An 18,953-nucleotide genomic window follows, 5' to 3' on the forward strand; every position below is an offset into this window, starting at 1 on the left:
TATTGTGGAACAACAACCACTGGTCTTATTGGTGGATGATGAGGAAGATCTATGTACCCTCATGCAAATGTCATTGATGCGCATGGGAATCCGTACACATATTGCCCATCGTCTGGAAGATGCAAAAAAATTTCTGACAGATCATCAATATGATGCCTGTCTGACGGATCTAAATCTTCCTGATGGCAATGGTCTGCAATTACTGGACTGGATTAACCAGCATTCCCCTCACCTTCCGGTAGCTGTTCTAACGGCCTATGGTAATATGGATATTGCTATTGCTGCACTCAAGGCAGGTGCATTTGACTTTGTTAGCAAACCGATCAATCAAAAGCATCTGGAGCAACTGCTGCAAAAAGCACTAAATAAACCAGTAGACTATTATCAGAATAATTCCAATGATTCACTAGAACATAAGCTGCTGATTGGACAATCTCTGCCTATTCAGCAATTGCGTGTCACCTTGAAAAAAATTGCCCGTTCCCAGGCACCCGTGTTTATTACTGGCGAATCAGGTACCGGGAAAGAAGTTGTCGCCAATCTGGTTCATCGTCTCAGCAATCGCAATGAAGGACCTTTAATCGCAATTAACTGCGGTGCAATCCCGACTGAACTGATGGAAAGTGAACTGTTTGGCCATAAGAAAGGCAGCTTTACTGGCGCGACACAGGACAAACAAGGATTAATTCAGTCTGCCCATGGGGGTAGCCTGTTCTTAGATGAGATTGCTGAATTACCCCTGTCTATGCAGGTCAAACTGTTACGTGCTGTTCAGGAAAAACGCATTCGTCCAGTCGGTTCCGATACTGAAATTGATGTCGATTTCCGTGTCATCAGTGCCAGCCATCAGGATCTCGATGCGCTGGTACAACAAGGCAAATTCCGTCAGGACTTGTTCTTCCGTATTCATGTGATGGATCTGGTCTTACCACCACTGCGTGAGCGCGGCCAGGATATTCTGCTCCTCGCTGAGCATTTTATTCAAAAGATCTGCCAAGAATGGGAAATTCCTGCGAAAAAGTTGACGGAACGGAGTAAAGAATTTTTACTCGAGCAATATTATCCAGGCAATGTACGCGAACTGCGTAACATTATTGAACGAGCGATTACTTTGAGTGATGAAGATAAGATTGATCTTCAGCATCTGCAAACTGCTCCACTGCGTCATATGGCTCCCGTCTTATCAGAAACTGCCAATCTGGCAGAGCCGACTTCATCTTCGGATCAGATCATTATTCCGAAAAAATTACCTGAAGAAGGTCTGGAACTGTATTTAGAAAAGATTGAAAAAGAAATTCTGTTGAATGCTTTGAATCTGACCCATTGGAACCGTACATTGGCCGCGAAGAAACTGGGGATGTCATTTCGGTCTTTACGCTATCGTCTAAAAAAATTCGGACTGGATACTGAAGAAGAGGAATGATTATTTCTGCAGGAGCAGCAAGTCTGTGACGTGATCCAGATAGCTCTCCTCACGCACATCCTGACCTAGGGGATAGGTGAAATGTGGTTGAATCCCATGTCCTTCGATCATATTGCCGCTCGGGCTAAAGTATTGCGACACCGTCATCTGTAAAGCGGAGCCATTGCTCAAAGGAAATAATTTCTGTACCACCCCTTTACCATAGCTCTTTTCCCCTACCACCCACGCATGATTATGTTCTTTCAAAGCTGCCGTGAATACTTCTGCAGCGGAAGCTGAACGGTTATTGATGAGAATACCGACTTTCAGGTTCTGAAACTCAATTCCTGGTAGTGCCTGAAATTGCTGATTGCCTTCAGAACGGCTCTTGGTCGAGACAATAATACCCTGATTCAGGAACAAATCTGCTGATTCAACGGCTGCGGACAATAAACCACCGGGATTATTACGTAGGTCAAACAGCACTGCTTTGAGCCGATTAGTTGAATAACTTTCAATAATCCGTTTGATTTCATTAGCGGTATCCTGCTGGAAGACTTTGACCTGTAGCACCAGAACCTGATTGCTGTGTAAGGTCGATTTAATCTCGGTATCTACTTTGGTATTGCGGACCAGTGTAATCGGTACACTTTGCGCAGAAAGCTGGAGCGTTAAAGTAGAGCCAATGGCACCAGTCAATAAATCTCGCACCTGCTCACGTTTCAGCGCACTCAAGACCTGATCATCAATCTTGTAAACTGTGACACCATTGCGAAGGCCTTGTTTGGCAGAATCAGCATCCGGACTCAAGCCTTGTACCATCCATTGTTTTAGCTGCGGATTAAAATGCAGATCAAAATCAATACTGGCCAGATCACCTTCGGTATATTCACGCAGCTGCTTATAGTCTTCAGGAGATAAATAGCGGGAATAGCGGTCTAAGCCATTTACCAGACCTTGAATGGCCTGCTGGAAAAGCACGTCGTCATTTTTGTCTTGGATATAATTATCTTTGACGATGCCATAAATCTGAACAAATTCCTGGATGGATGTAACAGGAATTTCATTATAGACCTGTTCATCCATTTCCAGTTCATCGAGTGCCATCTCGGTCGAAACAGCACTCCAGGCGGAATGACTCAAACACATCAGTAAGCAGGATAAGACTACAGACTTGCCATGTGTTTTTATCATTCTTATACCCGTTTTATAAAAGTTTAAGCGTGCAGCTCAATAAGATTGCGACCTTGCATTTCAGTTGGTACCGGAATTTGCATCAAGTTCAGCAGGGTTGGGGCGACATCAGCCAATACACCACCTTCTGCGATTGTTGCAGAACTTGGACCCACATAGATAAATGGAACCAGTTCAGTGGTATGCTGGGTATGCACCTGACCACTCTGATAATCCTGCATTTGCTCTACATTACCATGGTCTGCAGTAATAATCATATGACCTTTTTTCGCCATCACAGCTTCATAAACACGGCCCAGGCAAGTATCCACAGCTTCAACGGCTTTCACTGCTGCATCAAATACACCGGTATGACCGACCATATCACCGTTGGCATAGTTCACAACCAGTAGGTCAAACTCGCCTGAATTGATCGCTGCCACCAGTTCATCAGTGACTTCATAGGCACTCATTTCCGGTTTCAGGTCATAAGTCGCAACATTTGGAGATGAGATCAGGATACGTTTTTCACCTGGATACTCATCTTCACGGCCACCGCTAAAGAAGAACGTTACATGCGCATATTTCTCAGTTTCTGCAATACGTAGCTGAGTTTTACCCAGGTTCGACAGATACTCACCTAAAGAATTTACCAGCGCTTCTGGCATATATGCCACAGGTGCATCAATGGTCGCCTGATAACGGGTCAACATCACGAATTTTGCCAGATTCGGTACAACCTTACGTTCAAAACCGGCAAAATCTTTTTCAACAAAGGCACGAGTCAATTCACGGGCACGGTCAGCACGGAAGTTCATGAATACGACGCTGTCGCCATCCTGAATCTTCACAGTGTCGCCAATGCGAGTCGCTTTTACAAATTCATCTGATTCCTCTGCAGCATAAGCCTGTTCCAGACCTTCAACTGCACTAGCTGCAGTACGCACTGCTTCACCTTCAGTCAGCAGACGATACGCTTGCTCTACACGATCCCAACGGTTGTCACGGTCCATGGCAAAATAACGACCGATCATGCTGACAATACGACCCTGGCCCGGATATTGAGCAAATAATGCATCCAGTTTTTCTAAAGAGGGTTGCGCACTTTTTGGTGGTGTATCACGGCCATCGAGGAACGCATGCAGATAAACCTGAGCACCGCGTTTTAAAGCCAGTTCAGCCATCGCCACGATATGATCTTCGTGTGAGTGCACACCGCCTTCAGACAACAGACCCATAATGTGGACTGCGCCATTTGCTGCTTTGGCTTTCTCAACGGCATCAACCAGCACTTCATGTTCGAAGAAAGCCCCAGTACGGATATCTTTGGTAATACGGGTAAAGTCCTGATACAGCACACGGCCAGCACCAAGATTCATATGACCGACTTCAGAGTTCCCCATCTGACCATCAGGCAGGCCGACATCTTCACCTGAACCTGAGATCAAACCATGCGGATGCTTTTCCTGCATAGCAGTTAAATTTGGTCGTTTAGCCGCTAAAAACGCATTGTCTTCGACCGCTTCGCGATGACCCACACCATCCATAATCACCAAAACGTGAGGGATTTTGCCAGCAGTTGCATCCGTCATAATGAAATACTCTTTTCGTCTACGAATTAATCGCCCTAGTTTACCGAATTTTGCAAAAAGAGACCATGACCAGACGATGGTTTAAGCCTCTTGTTGCGATTGATTTCTTCTATTTTCCTGTAGCTTAGCGGGCCCGATGGAGCAAGTAGCCGCCAATAGCAAACATCAGCAAAATAGGAATAAATACGAACCATGCCGGTGACGGCGCATAGACCAGACTGGCATAGCCAAGAAAATCCTGCAGGTAGAAGAAGCCTAAACCTGCGAATAATGCAATCACCAAACGGAAACCCATGGATTGCTGACGCAATGGTCCGAAAATAAATGAACAGGCAATCACTACCAGCGCAATCAGGGCAAATGGCGAACCGACTTTCTGCCAGAAGGCCAGCTGATAGGTTTTAGGTACCTGACTATATTCATGCATATAGCTCATAAAGCTCACCAGCTGGCTTGGCGATAAATCTTCCGGATCAATCGTGACCATATGCACATATTTTGGCTGCAAGGCCAAAGCCAGTGGCTGCTCATCATGCTGTACCAGTGTCGCATTACCGTTTTGTAAAATATCAAACTGTTCTGTGCTATCTAGTTTCCAAGCCCCATCTTTGACAAACTCACCCTGTTTGGCATCCAGAGTACCCCGCAGACGGTAATTGTCATCGAAGTCCAGCATCTGTACATTTTTCAGCTGGCCTTTGGCATTTGCATAATCAATATAGATAAAGCGATTCCCCTCACGCGTCCAGTAACCTTTAACTTCACCAATTTTGACCGGTTTGTTATAGCTTTTGACTGCTTTGGCCTGTTCATTGGTATATGGAATCACCCATTCGCTCAGGGCAAACGACAATACGACCAATAGCAATGCTGATCGAATAACCCAGCCGACAATACGCCACAGGCTAATGCCGACTGAACGCATTACGATCAGCTCACTATTGGAAGCTAATGTACCCAAACCGAGTACCGCACCAATCAGTGCCGAAATTGGCAGGATTTCATACAAATAATTGGGTGCGCCCCAGAGTACATATTTCAAGGCATCCCAGGCACCATAGCCTTCTTTCAGGGAACCCAATTCACCTAAATACGTAAATAAGACCTGCAGACCTGAAAGAACAGCGGTTGCCCCAAGCATCGCCAGCGCAGTGGTTCCGGTCACATGTTTGGCAACTATACGACGTGCTAACATTGTTAAGACCTCACTCGCTGAATCCGTTTTTTAATTTTTGGCGCCAAATTCTGTTTACGTGAGAACAATGCACCGGCTATAGCATAAATGATCAGGACTAATGGATAAGCCCAAATGCCCATTTCCGCCTTACTGACCCGGGTTTTGATTGCCATCAGGGCGACAATCAGGCTGGCAAAGATCATCAGTGCCGGGAACAATTTGAGATAGCGACCTTGACGTGGGCTCACTTCAGATAGCGCCACAGACAAAATCAGGGCAATCACAATGGCAAATGGCACAAAGACACGCCAGCCAAGCTCACTGGCTACGACAGGATCCTGACGATTTTTCCAAAGCTGTCCGGTCGGCAAGGCTTCAACTTCATCACTGGCCAGTGATGCTTCTTTATCACTTTCGATCCGTAAACGATAGCTTTCAAATTCAGCCTGGGTATATTGCGGCGTGCCTGGATAAATTTCATAGCGGCGACCATTGACTAGGTCGACCACATTAGCTGCATCATTCGGCATTTCAATCCGGGTCGCTTCCTGCGCCAGAATCATCACATCTGGCTTGCCTTCTTTTTCCGCACGCTGATAGAAGAAGATATCTTTCAGGTTTTTGCGATCTTCGGATAGATCTCCGGCATAAATGGTATAAGGTCCGGAAGAGATAAATTCTTTGGGCCGAACCAGATCAAAGCCGGTTCGTACTGCCTGCTCACTGGTCAAGGCTTCGAACTGTCGAATCCCCCACGGTGAAGCCCACAACATGAGAAAGCCTTGTGCAAGGAGATAGACCAAAGTCATCGGAATCAAAAGACGTGCCAGCTGATGCCGGCTAATTCCGCTACCATTTAAGACCGCCATCTCATGATCAACATAGAGACGACCAAAGACCAGCATTAAACCAATAAAGAACCCAAGTGGAAGAATCAAGGTCAGGAATTCAGGCAAACGATAACCAATGATGCTGAACAGGATTCCAGCATCCAGACGCCCCTGTGCGGCCACACCAAAATACTTGATCAAACGACCGCCCATCATGATAAGGGTCAGTAAGGCAATCACCACCAAGGAGGTCGATACCACTTGCTTGACCAGATAACGCCGAATAATCAAATTAGTTCTTCCAAAATGAGCTCCATAAAACGAGTGCTAGTTTACCCGAATAGCAAAAATATAAAACCTAGGTGGCTCTGCCCATTGAAAATCTATTCGGATAAATGTTTCAATGCTTGAATGATTTGCAAATCTAAACAGGCGTGAAAACAAGATATGAACCTTACAATTAATACGTCATTCCCAGAGAATGGATCAAGTCAATCTTTGTTGATTTTAGTCAACTCAGAGCAAATTCAGAGCGCTGCATCAACATACCAAATCAACAACCTAGACACATTAATTGAAGCCTCCCAATTCAAGGCCGGTCTAGCAGAAAGTTTAAGCCTGATTGGACAGGTCAGCCAGTCTCAGCATGCGGCCCTTATCGGCCTCGGCAAGACTGCCGAATTACAAGCGGGAAAACTGGCGAAAATTGCCCAAGCCATTATTAAAGCCTCTCAAAAAAAATTCAAACAGATTTCTGTTGATCTGACACAACTTCCACAAGAATTGCACTATCTGTTTGCATTGGCTTTAACACAGGCCAGCTATGGCTATGACGAATACAAGTCGAAAAAGAACGAATTTATTCTGCAGCAGATCGACTTCATCGCTGCCGAAACTACGCTAACAGCTGAACAGTTGCAATTGATTCAGGCCGTACAGACTGGCCAGAATCTGGCGCGTGATCTGGGTAACCGTCCTGGCAATATCTGTTTCCCGGAATATCTGGCAGAACAGGCCCAAGCGCTGGCGGCTCAATATCCGGATCTACTTAAAGTAACTGTGCTCAATGAACAGCAAATGGCTGACCTTGGCATGGGGGCCTTCCTTGCAGTCAGCAAAGGTTCAGACCGTCCAGGCCGTATTATTACGATTGAATATCTGGCGCATCGTCAAGAAGCACCAGTGGTATTACTGGGTAAAGGCATTACTTTTGATACCGGTGGTATTTCATTAAAACCAGGCGCTGGCATGGACGAAATGAAATACGATATGTGCGGTGCAGCTTCAGTTCTGGGCACGCTTCGTGCACTATGTGAATCTCGTTTACCAATTCACGTTGTAGGTGCGATTGCTGCAGCGGAAAATATGCCGTCTGGCAAAGCAACACGTCCAGGTGACATCGTCACCACCATGAGTGGTCAAACCGTTGAAATTTTAAATACTGATGCTGAAGGCCGTCTGGTACTCTGCGATGCATTAACTTATGTGAAACGCTTTAATCCTGCTCTGGTGATTGATATTGCAACTCTAACCGGTGCTTGTGTAGTGGCGTTAGGTTCAGTCTTGACCGGTATGTTTACGCCAGACAATGAGCTGGCTGCAGAACTTGAAACCGCCGGCCAAAACGCATTTGACCGTGTATGGCGCATGCCGGTACTGGACGACTATCAGGAACAACTGGATTCTCCATTTGCGGATATTGCCAATATTGGTGGTCCTAAAGCTGGTTCTGTAACAGCTGCATGCTTCCTGCAACGTTTTACACGTGACTATCGCTGGGCTCACCTGGATATTGCAGGTACTGCATGGAATTCAGGTCCAAATAAAGGCGCAACTGGCCGTCCAGTACCTCTATTAATGCAATTCCTGGCTAATCGCGTTCAAAAGCATGGCTAAGGTCAGCTTTTATTTATTTGAAAAAAGTGCTGAACGACAAGTGGACAGCACTTGTCGTTTATGCCGTAAAATTTTGCGTCAGCCAGAGCGCATCTGGCTGCTGTGTGCTGATCCTGCTTTACAGCAGGAACTGGATGAAAAGCTATGGAACTTTGATCCTGCCAGCTTTATTCCGCATGGAATCGATCAGCCAGATGCAACCGTTTGTATCTCGGCTCAATTACCAGAGCAGTCGGGCTGGATTATTTTTAATTTTAATCCGGAAGCACTTGAACCTGATGCGAAATTTAGTCACATTATTGAGATTATTGAAAACAATGAACCGGCCAAACAGCTGGGACGTGAAAAATATAAACAATATCGTCGCTTTGGCATTCAGCCAAATACCTTTAAGCTCTAAGTAATCACGTGAACAAGGAGATGCAAGTGGCATTAAATGTAGGTCCAGATTTTAAACAGCGCTGGTTAAACACACCTGAGGCTGTACGTCAGACCTTTATCGATGACCTCTCGCGCATCTGTGAAGTACTTAAGCCTGAAACCGTTGTAGAAGAATGGCTGGTCCGCGACCAGCAGTTACAGAAAGAGTCTGAGCGTAAAATTGAAGCAGCGTATGCACAGCGCAAGGCCGAACTGATTGAAGAAGCACGCATTCGCAGACAACGGGCACTCGAAAAAGCCTTAGCCGAAAAACGTGCTGAAGAACAGGCTTATGCCGAACAGCTACGCCGTGATGAAGAGCGAAAATTTGCCGAGCAAACCCAGAAGCTTGCTGAAATGCGTCATATACTGGATACTGAAGTTCAGGATTATGCCGCACGCTATCAGAAAAATCCGGATCAGGTTCTCGACTTTGCCAAAGGTCGCTTAAATATCGATGATACCCAGATTTTGTCTGAGCTGGAAAGCTTACGGTTACGTCTGGAACTCGAAGCAGAAACTGTGATTGAACAAACCATCAATGCACTGCGTGAGAAATTACGCGCTGCAGCCAAAGAAGAAATTGACTATATTCTGAAAAATTCTGATCTGGCTGAGTAAAGTTGATAGTCATTTGGCTGAAATAGTCTTTTTATTTTTCAGCCTTAACTCCTTGCTTGCCTTGTTTAAACTTATTCTATCTAGCTAAAATCTACTTTAAAATTAAAACAAGTCAGCCAGTAAAAATGCGGTATTACCAAGCAGATAGCCCACCCCTAGCAAAGTGCTGATCCAGAGAATTCCCCCAGTTACATTATAAAAACTGAAAGTCGCAAAGCTCATATGGCCAGAACCTGCCGCAAAAGGACCGAAGGAACGTACAAAGGGAATAAAACGCGCAATTAAGATCGTCTTGCCACCATGTTTCATAAAATAATGATTGGTTTTGACCATATATTCGGGTTTGAAAAACCGTGAATGCTCATTGAAATACTTTAATCCGAGTACTCTACCCGAATAATAATTCACGGTATAACCCAGAATCGAAGCAATCAGTAGTAATAAACCCATGGAGTGCAAGGTAATCAGGTCAGAGCTGGAACACAACGCACCGACAGCAATCAACAAACTGTCACCTGGCAAAAAGAAGAAAAACGGCGAACCTGTTTCCGCAAAAATCACCAGGAACAAAATTGCATAGATCCATACCCCATACTGCTCCAGTAATAAGGGTAAAGACTGTTCAAGATGAAGTAAAAAATCGAGCATTCGACCTGTCCACTGGGGCTAAAATCGCGAGTTGAGCCACGTATTATCCCGAAAAATAAAAAAACAGTCTAATTTTTCAATTAGATTGTCTGGTAATTGTGTAGCTAATTTATTTCAAAAAGCCATTTTCGGCTAAGAAGTCCATGCTGATTTTAGACTGTTGTGTAGTTTCTGCGGCCTTGTCACCAAGCAATAAACGCTCGATATAACGCGCCAGTATATCCACTTCCAGATTGACTCTAGTGCCTAGCTTCCAGGTACTAATATTGGTACGTTCGGCTGTATGCGGGATCAGATTCAAACTAAGGATATTTCCACGTAAGTGATTGATGGTCAGGCTGATGCCATCTACTGTTATAGAGCCCTTCTCTGCCAGATATTTGGCAATTTCTTTTGGTGCAGTCACTTCAAAGTAGATGGAACGGGCATCGGAACGTACCACCGTAATTTCACCCACAGCATCGACATGACCAGAAACAATATGTCCACCAAAGCGTGTAGTTGGCAGCATCGCCTTTTCGACATTTACAGGTTGGCCGACTTTCCAGTTAGCCAGTGTAGTCCGGTCCAGACTTTCACGTGATACGTCTGCAGCATACCAGTTCTCACCCCAGTCAATTACGGTCAGACAGATGCCATTGGTGGCAATCGAATCACCTAGATGTACATCAGACATATCCAAATCCGTCTGGATGCGTAAACGCACATCACCACCAACGCTTTGCAGGCTCTCGACCTTACCCAGACTTTCAATAATACCTGTAAACATCTTTATTTCCTTTTTCTCTGCGCTTACCACAAGGCCAATTGGGTACTCACCCCGGTCGTATCCACACCGCCCAGCTCGGCATAATGATGCAACTGGCTCAGTAACTGACGAATTGGTGGACCTGACTTGGCATGTGTGTCGGTAATTACAATAAATTCCAGTACACGTGCACGTTCAGACTGGCGCTGTTTGCTGACACGATAACGTGGCACATCCTGAGTGAGCAAGGTTACACGGCCGCGTTTCAGGTTGGCCTGCAACAAATCTGTGGCACTGATATTACCATCAGTCGAATAACTGGTCAGGATAAAACGCGCATTAATGGTCGCCAACAAAGTTTCATAGGCCTCTTTGGCATGCTTGGACGAGTTGTACTGACTTGGACGTTCTTTGCGCCATGCACGGTCAATTCCGCTCTTGAAGCCTTTAGTGTCTGGCGTAGGCAGATCTACCTGATCCCATAGTGTTAAAGCATTCAGCACATGATAGTTGCTGCTATAGGCATGCTGGTTATACGGTGGATCCAGATAAGCTACATCGACTTCAAAACCACTCATCTGATTGGCCAGATGCTGGGCATCGACACACCACATTTCTGCGGCAGGCCCTTGATGCTTAGCATCTTCACAGAAACGACTTGGGGTTAACCAAAGTAAAGATTCAATACGTTCTAGTGCAGTCTGGGTTTTACCGCCCCAACCATGGTGGAAACTTTTAAATACGCCTGAGGTATTGCTGACAAAACTGGCTGAATAAAGTAATGGTGCCAGCAAGGCACTCATTTCCACGTCATCAATCGCACCTTGCGCTTGCCAGGTGGCAATCTGCTGACGGATGGCATCGATACGCATGCCGTTACGGCGTTTGAAGAATAAACGGTCACGGGTCGGATCATAGATTTCGTCATTGCGTGGACACAGATTATGCGTCACCCAGCCTTTGACTTCAGGCAGACGGTTCAGATAATCAATTGCTTTCTGATAGCCACCCAGTTCTTTAAATGCAGGTGCATCAGTACAAGCCAGAACTGCATGATTCAGCGCATGGCTATACGGTTCCCAGTCATTGGCAATCACACGATAGCCATTTTGACGTGCTAAACGCGACACCACACCAGAACCAGCAAAGAAATCGGCAAAAATAGGCGCACGACCATCTTCACGTTTTAAGGTTCCCGTGCTCTCAAGTGCTTCCAGAATTAAATGTAGTAAACGGCGCTTGTTCCCCAAATAAGGAACCAACTGATGGAAAAGATATTCATCGGTAGTACGTGCCGCATGGCGGCGTTTGTGATAAACCGTAGACTCTGAATTCATAGTGTCTCTTGAGAAGGAATTAACCTGAAGCGCACGTCATCACCCACGCGAGTGACATCCTGTAGCTTGAATCGAAGTTGTTCTGCCATTCGGCTAAATTCTGCATTGAACATACTACGCGCAGTTTGCCCCAATAAGGTCGGTGCAACATAACTGATGAGTTCATCCACCAGTCCTGCCTGTAAAAATGCGGTAGATAAGGTTGCGCCTGACTCAACCAGCACATCATAAATCTGATGCAGCTGAACCAGTTGCTGTAATAATTCTTTTAAAGGCTGAATTTCGAGTTGGATCACACCCAACTCAGCCAGCTCCTGACGATAAGGCCCCATCACCATTACCGTTTCTGGATTTTCTAAAATTTTGGCAGTCAGTGGCAAACGCCCCTGACGATCCAGAATAATCCGTTTTGGCTGAACGATTGTGCTGATGTCATCAACTTCTTTCAGACTACGAACATTGAGCTGGCAGTCATCTGCTAATACCGTATCAATCCCGGTAATTACTGCACCGGAAATCGCACGCCAATGTTGTACATCCTGTCGAGCCTCTACACCAGTAATCCATTTTGATTCACCCGATGCCATTGCCGTACGGCCATCCAGACTGGATGCAATTTTTAGACGTACATAAGGCATACCGGTTGCCATGGCTTTCAGGAAGCCATCATTTAGTAGATGCGCTTCATCTTCACAGATGCCAACTTCCGCTTCGATACCGGCCTCTTTCAGGATCTGCACACCTTTTCCAGCGACCAGTGGATTCGGATCAGGACAAGCCACAATCACTTTGGCTAAGCCTGCTTCAACCAGACCTTTGGCACACGGCGGTGTACGGCCATAATGTGCGCACGGCTCCAGAGTGACATAAGCCGTTGCTCCACGTGCCTGTTCACCCGCCTGACGCATGGCAAAAACTTCCGCATGAGGTTGACCTGCTTTAGGGTGAAAACCTTCACCTACGATTATGCCATCTTTGACAATGACACAGCCGACATTCGGGTTGGGTTTAGTGGAGTACTGTCCCTGACGTGCCAGTTCGATGGCACGGCGCATCCAGATTTGATCTTGAGTGAGTTCAGTCATGCTTATTCTTGAAACTCACCGCGTTGCTGCATTTGTTCAATCTGACGACGAAAGGCTTCGACATCCTGGAAGTCCTGATAGACTGAAGCAAAACGGACATAAGCGACATGATCAAGTGCAAATAGAGATTGCATGACAATTTCACCAATCGTGCGTGATTTCACATCACGTTCACCCAAACGGCGAATCTGTAATTGAATATCACTGAGCACCGTTTCAATCTGTTCTTGCGTCACAGGACGTTTCTGCAAGGCATGCATCAGTGAACGGCGTAATTTGGCTTCATCAAAGGGTTCATTCTTGCCATCAGATTTAATGACACGCGGCATCACCACTTCATAACTTTCAAAGGTGGTAAAGCGTTCATTACAACTGACGCATTCACGACGGCGGCGAATCTGGCAACCTTCAGCGGCCAGGCGTGAATCAATCACTTTACTGTCTGGTGTATTGCAAAATGGGCAATGCATAGCGGTTTAATTGAACAAATCCTGATGATTTCCGAGTGTAGCAAAAATTCCAAACTTTGTAGAGTTTTACGCAACATATAGAAAAAAAACAGCCCATATGGGCTGTTTTACACAATATATTGATTATTGTTTTAGCAGATTATTCTACGCGTTCGCCATGTTGACTCAAGTCCAGACCCATACGTTCATCATCAGAAGAAACACGGATACCGATGATCAGATCGATCACCTTAAGAATCACAAAAGTTAATACTGCAGAGTAAGCGATGGTTGCAAGTACACCTTCAACTTGAACCCAAAGTTGGCTCATTACATTTGCTGGAGCAGCATCACCCATGATGAATTCGCTTGCAAAGAATGCTGTCAGAATCGCACCAACGATACCACCGACGCCATGCAGACCAAAGGCATCTAGAGAATCGTCGGCTTTCAGTACACGTTTCAAGGCAGTAATACCCCAGAAACATACCACACCACCGATCAGACCCATTGCCAGTGCACCACCGACAGTAACGAAACCAGCTGCTGGAGTAATCACCACCAGACCTGCTACCGCACCAGAAGCACCGCCTAATACAGAGGCTTTACCACGTACTACTTTTTCAGTAATTAACCAAGAGATTGCTGCTGCCGCTGCTGCAACTTGAGTTACGATCAGCGCATAGCCTGCAGAACCATTTGCACCCAATGCTGAACCACCGTTGAAGCCGAACCAGCCTACCCAAAGTAAGCTTGCACCGACGACGGTTAAAGTCAGATTATGTGGCGCCATTGATTCACGGCCAAGGCCCATACGTTTACCTAGCATGTAGGCTGCAACCAGACCCGCTACACCTGAGTTGATGTGAACGACTGTACCACCAGCAAAGTCAAGCGCACCATCGTTGCCTAACCAGCCACCACCCCATACCCAGTGAGTAATTGGCGCATAAACCAGAATCACCCAAAGTGTAATAAATGCCACAAAAGCACCAAACTTCATACGTTCCGCAATTGAACCGCTGATGATGGCAACCGTAATAATGGCAAACGTCATTTGGAAGATCACGAACAGGATTTCAGGAATTGTGCCGGATAGCGCATCGGTGGTTATTCCAGCCAGCATGAGCTTGTCCAGACTGCCGATAAAGGCATTTCCTTCACCAAAGGCCAAGGTATAGCCAATCACGACCCAAGCAATACTGACTACGGCTGCAGCAACAAAGCTGTGTGCCATTGTTGCCAGCACATTTTTCTTACGAACCATACCGCCATAGAACAGGGCTAAACCTGGAATGGTCATCAGTAATACAAGGGCTGTTGAAGTGAGAATCCAGGCTGTATCACCAGTATCGAGAGTAGCTTCTTCTTCTGCAGGCGCTGCTGGTTCAGCTGGCGCCACTTCAGCAATCTCTGCTGTAGTTGTGTCTGTTGTTGTAAGTGAAGTATCACCAGTCTCTGCAACAAGTGCGACTTCTTCAGTAGGTGTTGGTGCTGTTACGGCCTCTTCAGCCCACGCAACAGAACCACCTAAAAGAGCGCTGGACAAGCCGAACGCCATTAGCATTTTTTTCATTCGTATCCCCCAACCATGTTTTTTGTGAGTTATCAGGTACTCAGCAAACTTCGTGCCAAATTAAACAGCGTCTGCACCTGTTTCACCGGTACGAATACGGATGACTTGTTCTAAGTTAGTTACGAAAATTTTTCCGTCACCGATTTTGCCAGTGCTTGCAACACGAGTAATTGATTCAATTACCGAATCAACCATTTCGTCGCTGATTGCGATTTCAATTTTGACTTTCGGTAGGAAATCTACAACGTATTCAGCACCACGATAAAGTTCAGTATGGCCTTTTTGACGACCAAAGCCTTTGACTTCAGTCACAGTGATGCCTTGAACACCAATTTCAGATAATGCTTCACGCACATCATCCAATTTGAAAGGTTTTACAATTGCAGTTACGAGCTTCATGTTTGTTTTCCTTCGGCTTATTTCACCAGTAAGGTTTTATGTTCAAATTTCATGCCAAGATTCCTAAGGTCGGGGGAAATTAGAAAGCCCGGCACGATGTTTCTTGCTCCTTTATTTTATACTTATAACGTATTGGAATCTGCACAAATTGGATATTTTTTATGTGGATTTTTACAATATTACTAATCGAAGCAGCCTATATTTTATCTGAAATACTGTCAGTCACTCTTGCAGCAATGCTACACTGTCCGCGCATTTATATGGCGATGGATCGGATTATGATTGAAACCCTGTTACAAGCAATTTTGCAGCAAGTTGAACAACCTAAAAAGGATCTGGAACACAATCTGCGTGCCCTGCTCAATGAAGCCGTTAGCAAGATGGATTTAGTGTCTAAAGAAGAGCTTGAACGCCAACGCACTGCCCTAAATAATGCCAATCAGCGTTTAAATGATTTACTAAAACAAGTCGAAGAGCTAGAAGAAAAAATCTCGATTAAAAAATAAGCACAACTACAGTGCACAAAAGACACGAGAACAATAAAAATAATGCACTATATTGGAACAACAATATGTCTTTTGCCAAAATTTATACGCGAGGCCTGTTAGGCCTGCATGCACCTTTAATTGAAGTCGAAGTCCATGTCAGTTCTGGCATGCCTTCCCTCACCATTGTGGGGCTTCCTGAAGCCGCAGTCAGAGAAAGTAAGGATCGGGTTCGCTCTGCCATTCTGAATAGTGGCTTTCAGTTTCCGACTAAACGCCTGACGATTAATCTGGCACCTGCCGATCTACCTAAAGATGGCTCACGTTTAGACTTGCCGATTGCGCTAGGAATTTTACTGGCCTCAGGGCAGCTTCCAGAAAATTGTACTGATAATCTTGAGTTTATTGGGGAGCTGGCCCTAGATGGTCAATTGCGGCCTGTAACAGGAATCCTGAGCATTGCAATCGCCTGCCAGCAGGCACAGCACCAGCTGATCTTGCCTAGTCCGAATGCTCAGAAAGCCTCTCAGCTCCCGGATTTTCAGGTATTTGCTGCCAATCATTTACAGGAAGTCTGTGCACATCTGGCTCAAGCAGAAACCTTGACCCCGTTTAAGACCAGTCCATTAGATCAGCACTCTTTTTATAAATTTGATCTGGTGGATGTGAAAGGACAATTGCGACCACGACGTGCCTTAGAAATTGCAGCTGCAGGTGGCCATTCCCTGCTGTTCCGCGGCCCACCTGGTACAGGTAAAACCTTGTTAGCATCGCGCCTTGCCAGTATTTTACCTCCCTTAAATACTCAGGAAAATCTGGAAGTTGCCAGTATCTATTCAATTGCTAATGCCAATCATCCCTTTGGCCAGCGGCCATTTCGGGCACCGCATCATACTGCTTCTGCCATTGCACTGGTCGGCGGTGGCTCACATCCTAAACCCGGAGAGATCACACTGGCGCATTTGGGGGTGTTATTTCTGGACGAATTGCCTGAGTTTGACCGCAAGGTTTTAGAAGTGTTACGTCAGCCGCTTGAGTCCAAAGAAATTGTGATTTCGCGTGCTTCCCGGCAAATTACTTTTCCAGCCAATTTTCAGCTGGTGGCAGCCATGAATCCTTGTCCATGCGGTTATGCATTTAATCAGGACATCCGCTGTCAATGTTCACCTGAAACCATCAAGCGTTATCAGAACCGGATTTCTGGTCCATTACTGGATCGGATTGACCTGCATATTGACGTACCACCTTTACAGGCACAGGAGTTACAGGACAATAAACCTGTCGAAAACTCTGAAACGGTCAGACAACGCGTGATTACCGCTTATAACATTCAGATCAAACGGCAAAATGCCTTAAACATGAGTCTTAGCCCAAAACAACTGGAACAATATGCCCCTCTCGATCCACCAGCTCAAAAAATGATTGAACTGGCTCAGCAGAAACTGAATTTATCAGCACGAGGCTATCATCGGATTTTGCGTGTTGCCCGAACCATTGCCGATCTTGACCAAAGTCCAGATATTCAGACTGGGCATTTATCGGAAGCCCTGTCTTATCGCGGGCAACACATTTAAATAAATAAAAAGGCGACTTAGAGTCGCCTTTTTATTTAGAGAAAATTAGAAGCTATAACCTAATCCGAATACTACTTTGTTCTTTTGTTTCACATCCATACGATCATAACCACCGATGATGTAATTGATGCTTGCAGTCACACCAGTATCTGCAAGAGGTTTACTTAAACCGATATCAAAATGACGGAAACCAAAGCTTTCACTTGTCTCTTCTACATAGTCACCTGACTTTTCATAAGCATATAAACCTAAAGCGGTGTCTAAGCTAAAGTCATTCGGCAGTGCATAGCTGTAGGTACCTTTGATATAAGTATCCCCTGCATTCCCCCAAGTCGTATCTTCAAGAAGGGTTTGTGCTGTAATACCTAAATCTTTATAGCTCAGACCTAATAACAGCTCAAATCCATTCGTTTCTTCATCAGATTCATAATAATAGTAGTAAGTCGTACCAATTGTTAAACCCAAATCATCATTTACTGAATGGCTGTAGCCTGCATAGAAGTTATTTTCAAAAGCATCACGGCCTTCTTCAACCAAAGAATAATCTAAGGTAGAGCCCCACCAACCAGCATAGAAGCCAGAGGCATGATTATAGTCAAGTCCACCTTGTAAAGTAGCTCCGCTATTTTCAGGTGTGTTGGTAATCCCGCGCAGGTTATAGCTTGAAAGTACACTGATATTTCCAGAAACTGAATGTTCAGCAGCTGGTTCATCCGCGAAAGTGAAAGAAGATGCAGCACCTAGTAAAGCAAAAGATAATACTTTTAATGTTGATTTCATTGTATGACTCCCCCAGATCGTCTGAGACGTTGTTATGATATTGATTAAACTCAAGTTCGAAATTTGCAAGAGCTATGCCAATCTGGAATAAAACAACTAAAATCTGATGAATAAAAATAAAACAAAGCATTAGGTGATTGTTTTTTAATTATATTTAAATTTTTAAAAAAAGTACTTTGATAGATTTTTTTTAACATTAGCCCTTTTTCAAAGATTTATTTTCTTTTTTCGGCCTTATATATAATCATTTACAAGTTGCGCCATTTTGAAACTATTTTTGCTTTGATTAAATTTTGTGCTAAAAAAAGGTGCAGAAATAAATCGTAAAGAAGCAGATTGCTCTATTCGAGTTTTTGATTCTTGCCCAAACTCAGAAATTTCTGGATTAAAAAGTTCAAAATAGTGCTAAGCAACAAAAATTGACTCTCAAAGAATGACTTTTTATTATTCGGAAATCTATGCGCATTTTTGGATTTACAAATATTTAAATTAAGTATTTATATATTAAGATTCAATAATTTATAATCAATTATCACTTTTAAGAAATAATTAATGAAGAGTCTGATACAAAAAATGAAGATTTTGAACACTTAACTTTTTCATTCTAAGAATTTTAATTTTAAACATTATCGATGCACTCATGAGTCATACCCTTCAGAGAATTTATATTTAAAAATATCTTTGTTTTTATTTGTTTTTTTACTATATGGTCAGGATCTAGACTATTAGATATCTTACTATTATAGGACTTACGCATTGAC

At 44.6% G+C, this 18,953-nt stretch carries 18 protein-coding genes; 6 read left to right on the forward strand and 12 right to left on the reverse strand.

Annotation, left to right across the window (positions count from 1 at the left end; genetic code table 11):
• Position 1 precedes the first annotated feature (1 nt).
• Positions 2-1,423, forward strand: coding sequence for a sigma-54-dependent transcriptional regulator (locus B3Q46_RS00350; protein WP_376738164.1), 1,422 nt, complete (start codon positions 2-4; stop codon positions 1,421-1,423).
• On the opposite strand, the gene B3Q46_RS00355 is transcribed toward B3Q46_RS00350, so the two are convergent.
• The 4 genes from B3Q46_RS00355 to lptF all read right to left on the reverse strand — a co-directional run bounded on the left by B3Q46_RS00355 (position 1,424) and on the right by lptF (position 6,465).
• Entirely contained in the window at positions 1,424-2,596 is a 1,173-nt protein-coding gene (locus tag B3Q46_RS00355) for a S41 family peptidase (protein ID WP_286712760.1), read from the reverse strand.
• 23 nt (positions 2,597-2,619) lie between these two features.
• Complete coding sequence (gene gpmI, locus B3Q46_RS00360; RefSeq protein ID WP_034169781.1) at positions 2,620-4,167, reverse strand: 2,3-bisphosphoglycerate-independent phosphoglycerate mutase; 1,548 nt, start codon at positions 4,165-4,167, stop codon at positions 2,620-2,622.
• Positions 4,168-4,291: 124 nt separating this feature from the next.
• A complete protein-coding gene (gene lptG / locus B3Q46_RS00365; protein ID WP_286712762.1) occupies positions 4,292-5,362 on the reverse strand; it encodes an LPS export ABC transporter permease LptG in 1,071 nt (356 codons plus the stop codon).
• Positions 5,363-5,364: 2 nt separating this feature from the next.
• Entirely contained in the window at positions 5,365-6,465 is a 1,101-nt protein-coding gene (lptF, locus tag B3Q46_RS00370) for an LPS export ABC transporter permease LptF (RefSeq protein WP_034169783.1), read from the reverse strand.
• A 156-nt stretch (positions 6,466-6,621) separates the two neighbouring features.
• Here lptF and B3Q46_RS00375 point away from each other — a divergent pair, with 156 nt between their 5' ends.
• Genes B3Q46_RS00375 through blhA form a run of 3 tightly spaced genes read left to right on the forward strand, consistent with a single transcriptional unit; the run spans position 6,622 to position 9,111 of the window.
• A complete protein-coding gene (locus tag B3Q46_RS00375) occupies positions 6,622-8,070 on the forward strand; it encodes a leucyl aminopeptidase (RefSeq protein WP_034169784.1) in 1,449 nt (482 codons plus the stop codon).
• The gene (locus tag B3Q46_RS00380; RefSeq protein WP_286712764.1) at positions 8,063-8,470 is read left to right on the forward strand and encodes a DNA polymerase III subunit chi; all 408 of its coding nucleotides are present in this window, start codon (positions 8,063-8,065) and stop codon (positions 8,468-8,470) included. The genes B3Q46_RS00375 and B3Q46_RS00380 overlap by 8 nt, the downstream gene beginning before the upstream one ends.
• A gap of 26 nt (positions 8,471-8,496) precedes the next feature.
• On the forward strand, positions 8,497-9,111 hold the full coding sequence (blhA, locus tag B3Q46_RS00385; protein ID WP_125279626.1) for a cell division protein BlhA: 615 nt from the start codon (positions 8,497-8,499) through the stop codon (positions 9,109-9,111).
• A gap of 102 nt (positions 9,112-9,213) precedes the next feature.
• Here the strand turns inward: blhA and B3Q46_RS00390 are convergent, their stop codons facing one another.
• The 7 genes from B3Q46_RS00390 to glnK all read right to left on the reverse strand — a co-directional run bounded on the left by B3Q46_RS00390 (position 9,214) and on the right by glnK (position 15,353).
• Positions 9,214-9,759, reverse strand: coding sequence for a VTT domain-containing protein (locus B3Q46_RS00390; protein WP_005233462.1), 546 nt, complete (start codon positions 9,757-9,759; stop codon positions 9,214-9,216).
• A 109-nt stretch (positions 9,760-9,868) separates the two neighbouring features.
• The gene (locus B3Q46_RS00395; RefSeq protein ID WP_286712766.1) at positions 9,869-10,528 is read right to left on the reverse strand and encodes a riboflavin synthase; all 660 of its coding nucleotides are present in this window, start codon (positions 10,526-10,528) and stop codon (positions 9,869-9,871) included.
• 23 nt (positions 10,529-10,551) lie between these two features.
• Entirely contained in the window at positions 10,552-11,844 is a 1,293-nt protein-coding gene (locus B3Q46_RS00400; protein ID WP_004787305.1) for a DNA adenine methylase, read from the reverse strand.
• Positions 11,841-12,929, reverse strand: a complete 1,089-nt coding sequence (gene ribD / locus B3Q46_RS00405) for a bifunctional diaminohydroxyphosphoribosylaminopyrimidine deaminase/5-amino-6-(5-phosphoribosylamino)uracil reductase RibD (RefSeq protein ID WP_286712768.1) — start codon at positions 12,927-12,929, stop codon at positions 11,841-11,843. Before ribD ends, B3Q46_RS00400 begins: the two co-directional genes overlap by 4 nt.
• Before the next feature lie 2 nt (positions 12,930-12,931).
• Positions 12,932-13,399, reverse strand: a complete 468-nt coding sequence (nrdR, locus tag B3Q46_RS00410) for a transcriptional regulator NrdR (protein ID WP_004787309.1) — start codon at positions 13,397-13,399, stop codon at positions 12,932-12,934.
• Between the two features lie 139 nt (positions 13,400-13,538).
• Positions 13,539-14,954, reverse strand: coding sequence for an ammonium transporter (locus tag B3Q46_RS00415; RefSeq protein ID WP_034169787.1), 1,416 nt, complete (start codon positions 14,952-14,954; stop codon positions 13,539-13,541).
• Positions 14,955-15,014: 60 nt separating this feature from the next.
• The gene (glnK, locus tag B3Q46_RS00420; protein WP_004650081.1) at positions 15,015-15,353 is read right to left on the reverse strand and encodes a P-II family nitrogen regulator; all 339 of its coding nucleotides are present in this window, start codon (positions 15,351-15,353) and stop codon (positions 15,015-15,017) included.
• Between the two features lie 278 nt (positions 15,354-15,631).
• On the opposite strand from glnK, the gene B3Q46_RS00425 reads away from it, so the two are divergent.
• The gene (locus tag B3Q46_RS00425) at positions 15,632-15,859 is read left to right on the forward strand and encodes an accessory factor UbiK family protein (RefSeq protein WP_034169813.1); all 228 of its coding nucleotides are present in this window, start codon (positions 15,632-15,634) and stop codon (positions 15,857-15,859) included.
• 65 nt (positions 15,860-15,924) lie between these two features.
• Positions 15,925-17,412, forward strand: coding sequence for a YifB family Mg chelatase-like AAA ATPase (locus B3Q46_RS00430; RefSeq protein WP_286712781.1), 1,488 nt, complete (start codon positions 15,925-15,927; stop codon positions 17,410-17,412).
• A 45-nt stretch (positions 17,413-17,457) separates the two neighbouring features.
• Here B3Q46_RS00430 and B3Q46_RS00435 read toward each other — a convergent pair whose 3' ends face one another.
• Positions 17,458-18,192, reverse strand: a complete 735-nt coding sequence (locus B3Q46_RS00435) for a TorF family putative porin (protein WP_180015429.1) — start codon at positions 18,190-18,192, stop codon at positions 17,458-17,460.
• Between the last annotated feature and the right edge of the window lie 761 nt (positions 18,193-18,953).

The organism is Acinetobacter sp. UBA2581, assembly GCF_002339435.1.
Classification (GTDB): domain Bacteria; phylum Pseudomonadota; class Gammaproteobacteria; order Pseudomonadales; family Moraxellaceae; genus Acinetobacter; species Acinetobacter variabilis.

Bases quoted from the DNA above. Each gene is read 5' to 3' on its own strand.
- B3Q46_RS00355 (WP_286712760.1), bottom strand. From the start codon at position 2,596: ATGATAAAAACACATGGCAAGTCTGTAGTCTTATCCTGCTTACTGATG.
- gpmI (WP_034169781.1), bottom strand. From the start codon at position 4,167: ATGACGGATGCAACTGCTGGCAAAATCCCTCACGTTTTGGTGATTATG.
- lptG (WP_286712762.1), bottom strand. From the start codon at position 5,362: ATGTTAGCACGTCGTATAGTTGCCAAACATGTGACCGGAACCACTGCG.
- B3Q46_RS00375 (WP_034169784.1), top strand. From the start codon at position 6,622: ATGAACCTTACAATTAATACGTCATTCCCAGAGAATGGATCAAGTCAA.
- B3Q46_RS00380 (WP_286712764.1), top strand. From the start codon at position 8,063: ATGGCTAAGGTCAGCTTTTATTTATTTGAAAAAAGTGCTGAACGACAA.
- B3Q46_RS00390 (WP_005233462.1), bottom strand. From the start codon at position 9,759: ATGCTCGATTTTTTACTTCATCTTGAACAGTCTTTACCCTTATTACTG.
- B3Q46_RS00395 (WP_286712766.1), bottom strand. From the start codon at position 10,528: ATGTTTACAGGTATTATTGAAAGTCTGGGTAAGGTCGAGAGCCTGCAA.
- B3Q46_RS00400 (WP_004787305.1), bottom strand. From the start codon at position 11,844: ATGAATTCAGAGTCTACGGTTTATCACAAACGCCGCCATGCGGCACGT.
- ribD (WP_286712768.1), bottom strand. From the start codon at position 12,929: ATGACTGAACTCACTCAAGATCAAATCTGGATGCGCCGTGCCATCGAA.
- nrdR (WP_004787309.1), bottom strand. From the start codon at position 13,399: ATGCATTGCCCATTTTGCAATACACCAGACAGTAAAGTGATTGATTCA.
- B3Q46_RS00415 (WP_034169787.1), bottom strand. From the start codon at position 14,954: ATGAAAAAAATGCTAATGGCGTTCGGCTTGTCCAGCGCTCTTTTAGGT.
- glnK (WP_004650081.1), bottom strand. From the start codon at position 15,353: ATGAAGCTCGTAACTGCAATTGTAAAACCTTTCAAATTGGATGATGTG.
- B3Q46_RS00425 (WP_034169813.1), top strand. From the start codon at position 15,632: ATGATTGAAACCCTGTTACAAGCAATTTTGCAGCAAGTTGAACAACCT.
- B3Q46_RS00430 (WP_286712781.1), top strand. From the start codon at position 15,925: ATGTCTTTTGCCAAAATTTATACGCGAGGCCTGTTAGGCCTGCATGCA.
- B3Q46_RS00435 (WP_180015429.1), bottom strand. From the start codon at position 18,192: ATGAAATCAACATTAAAAGTATTATCTTTTGCTTTACTAGGTGCTGCA.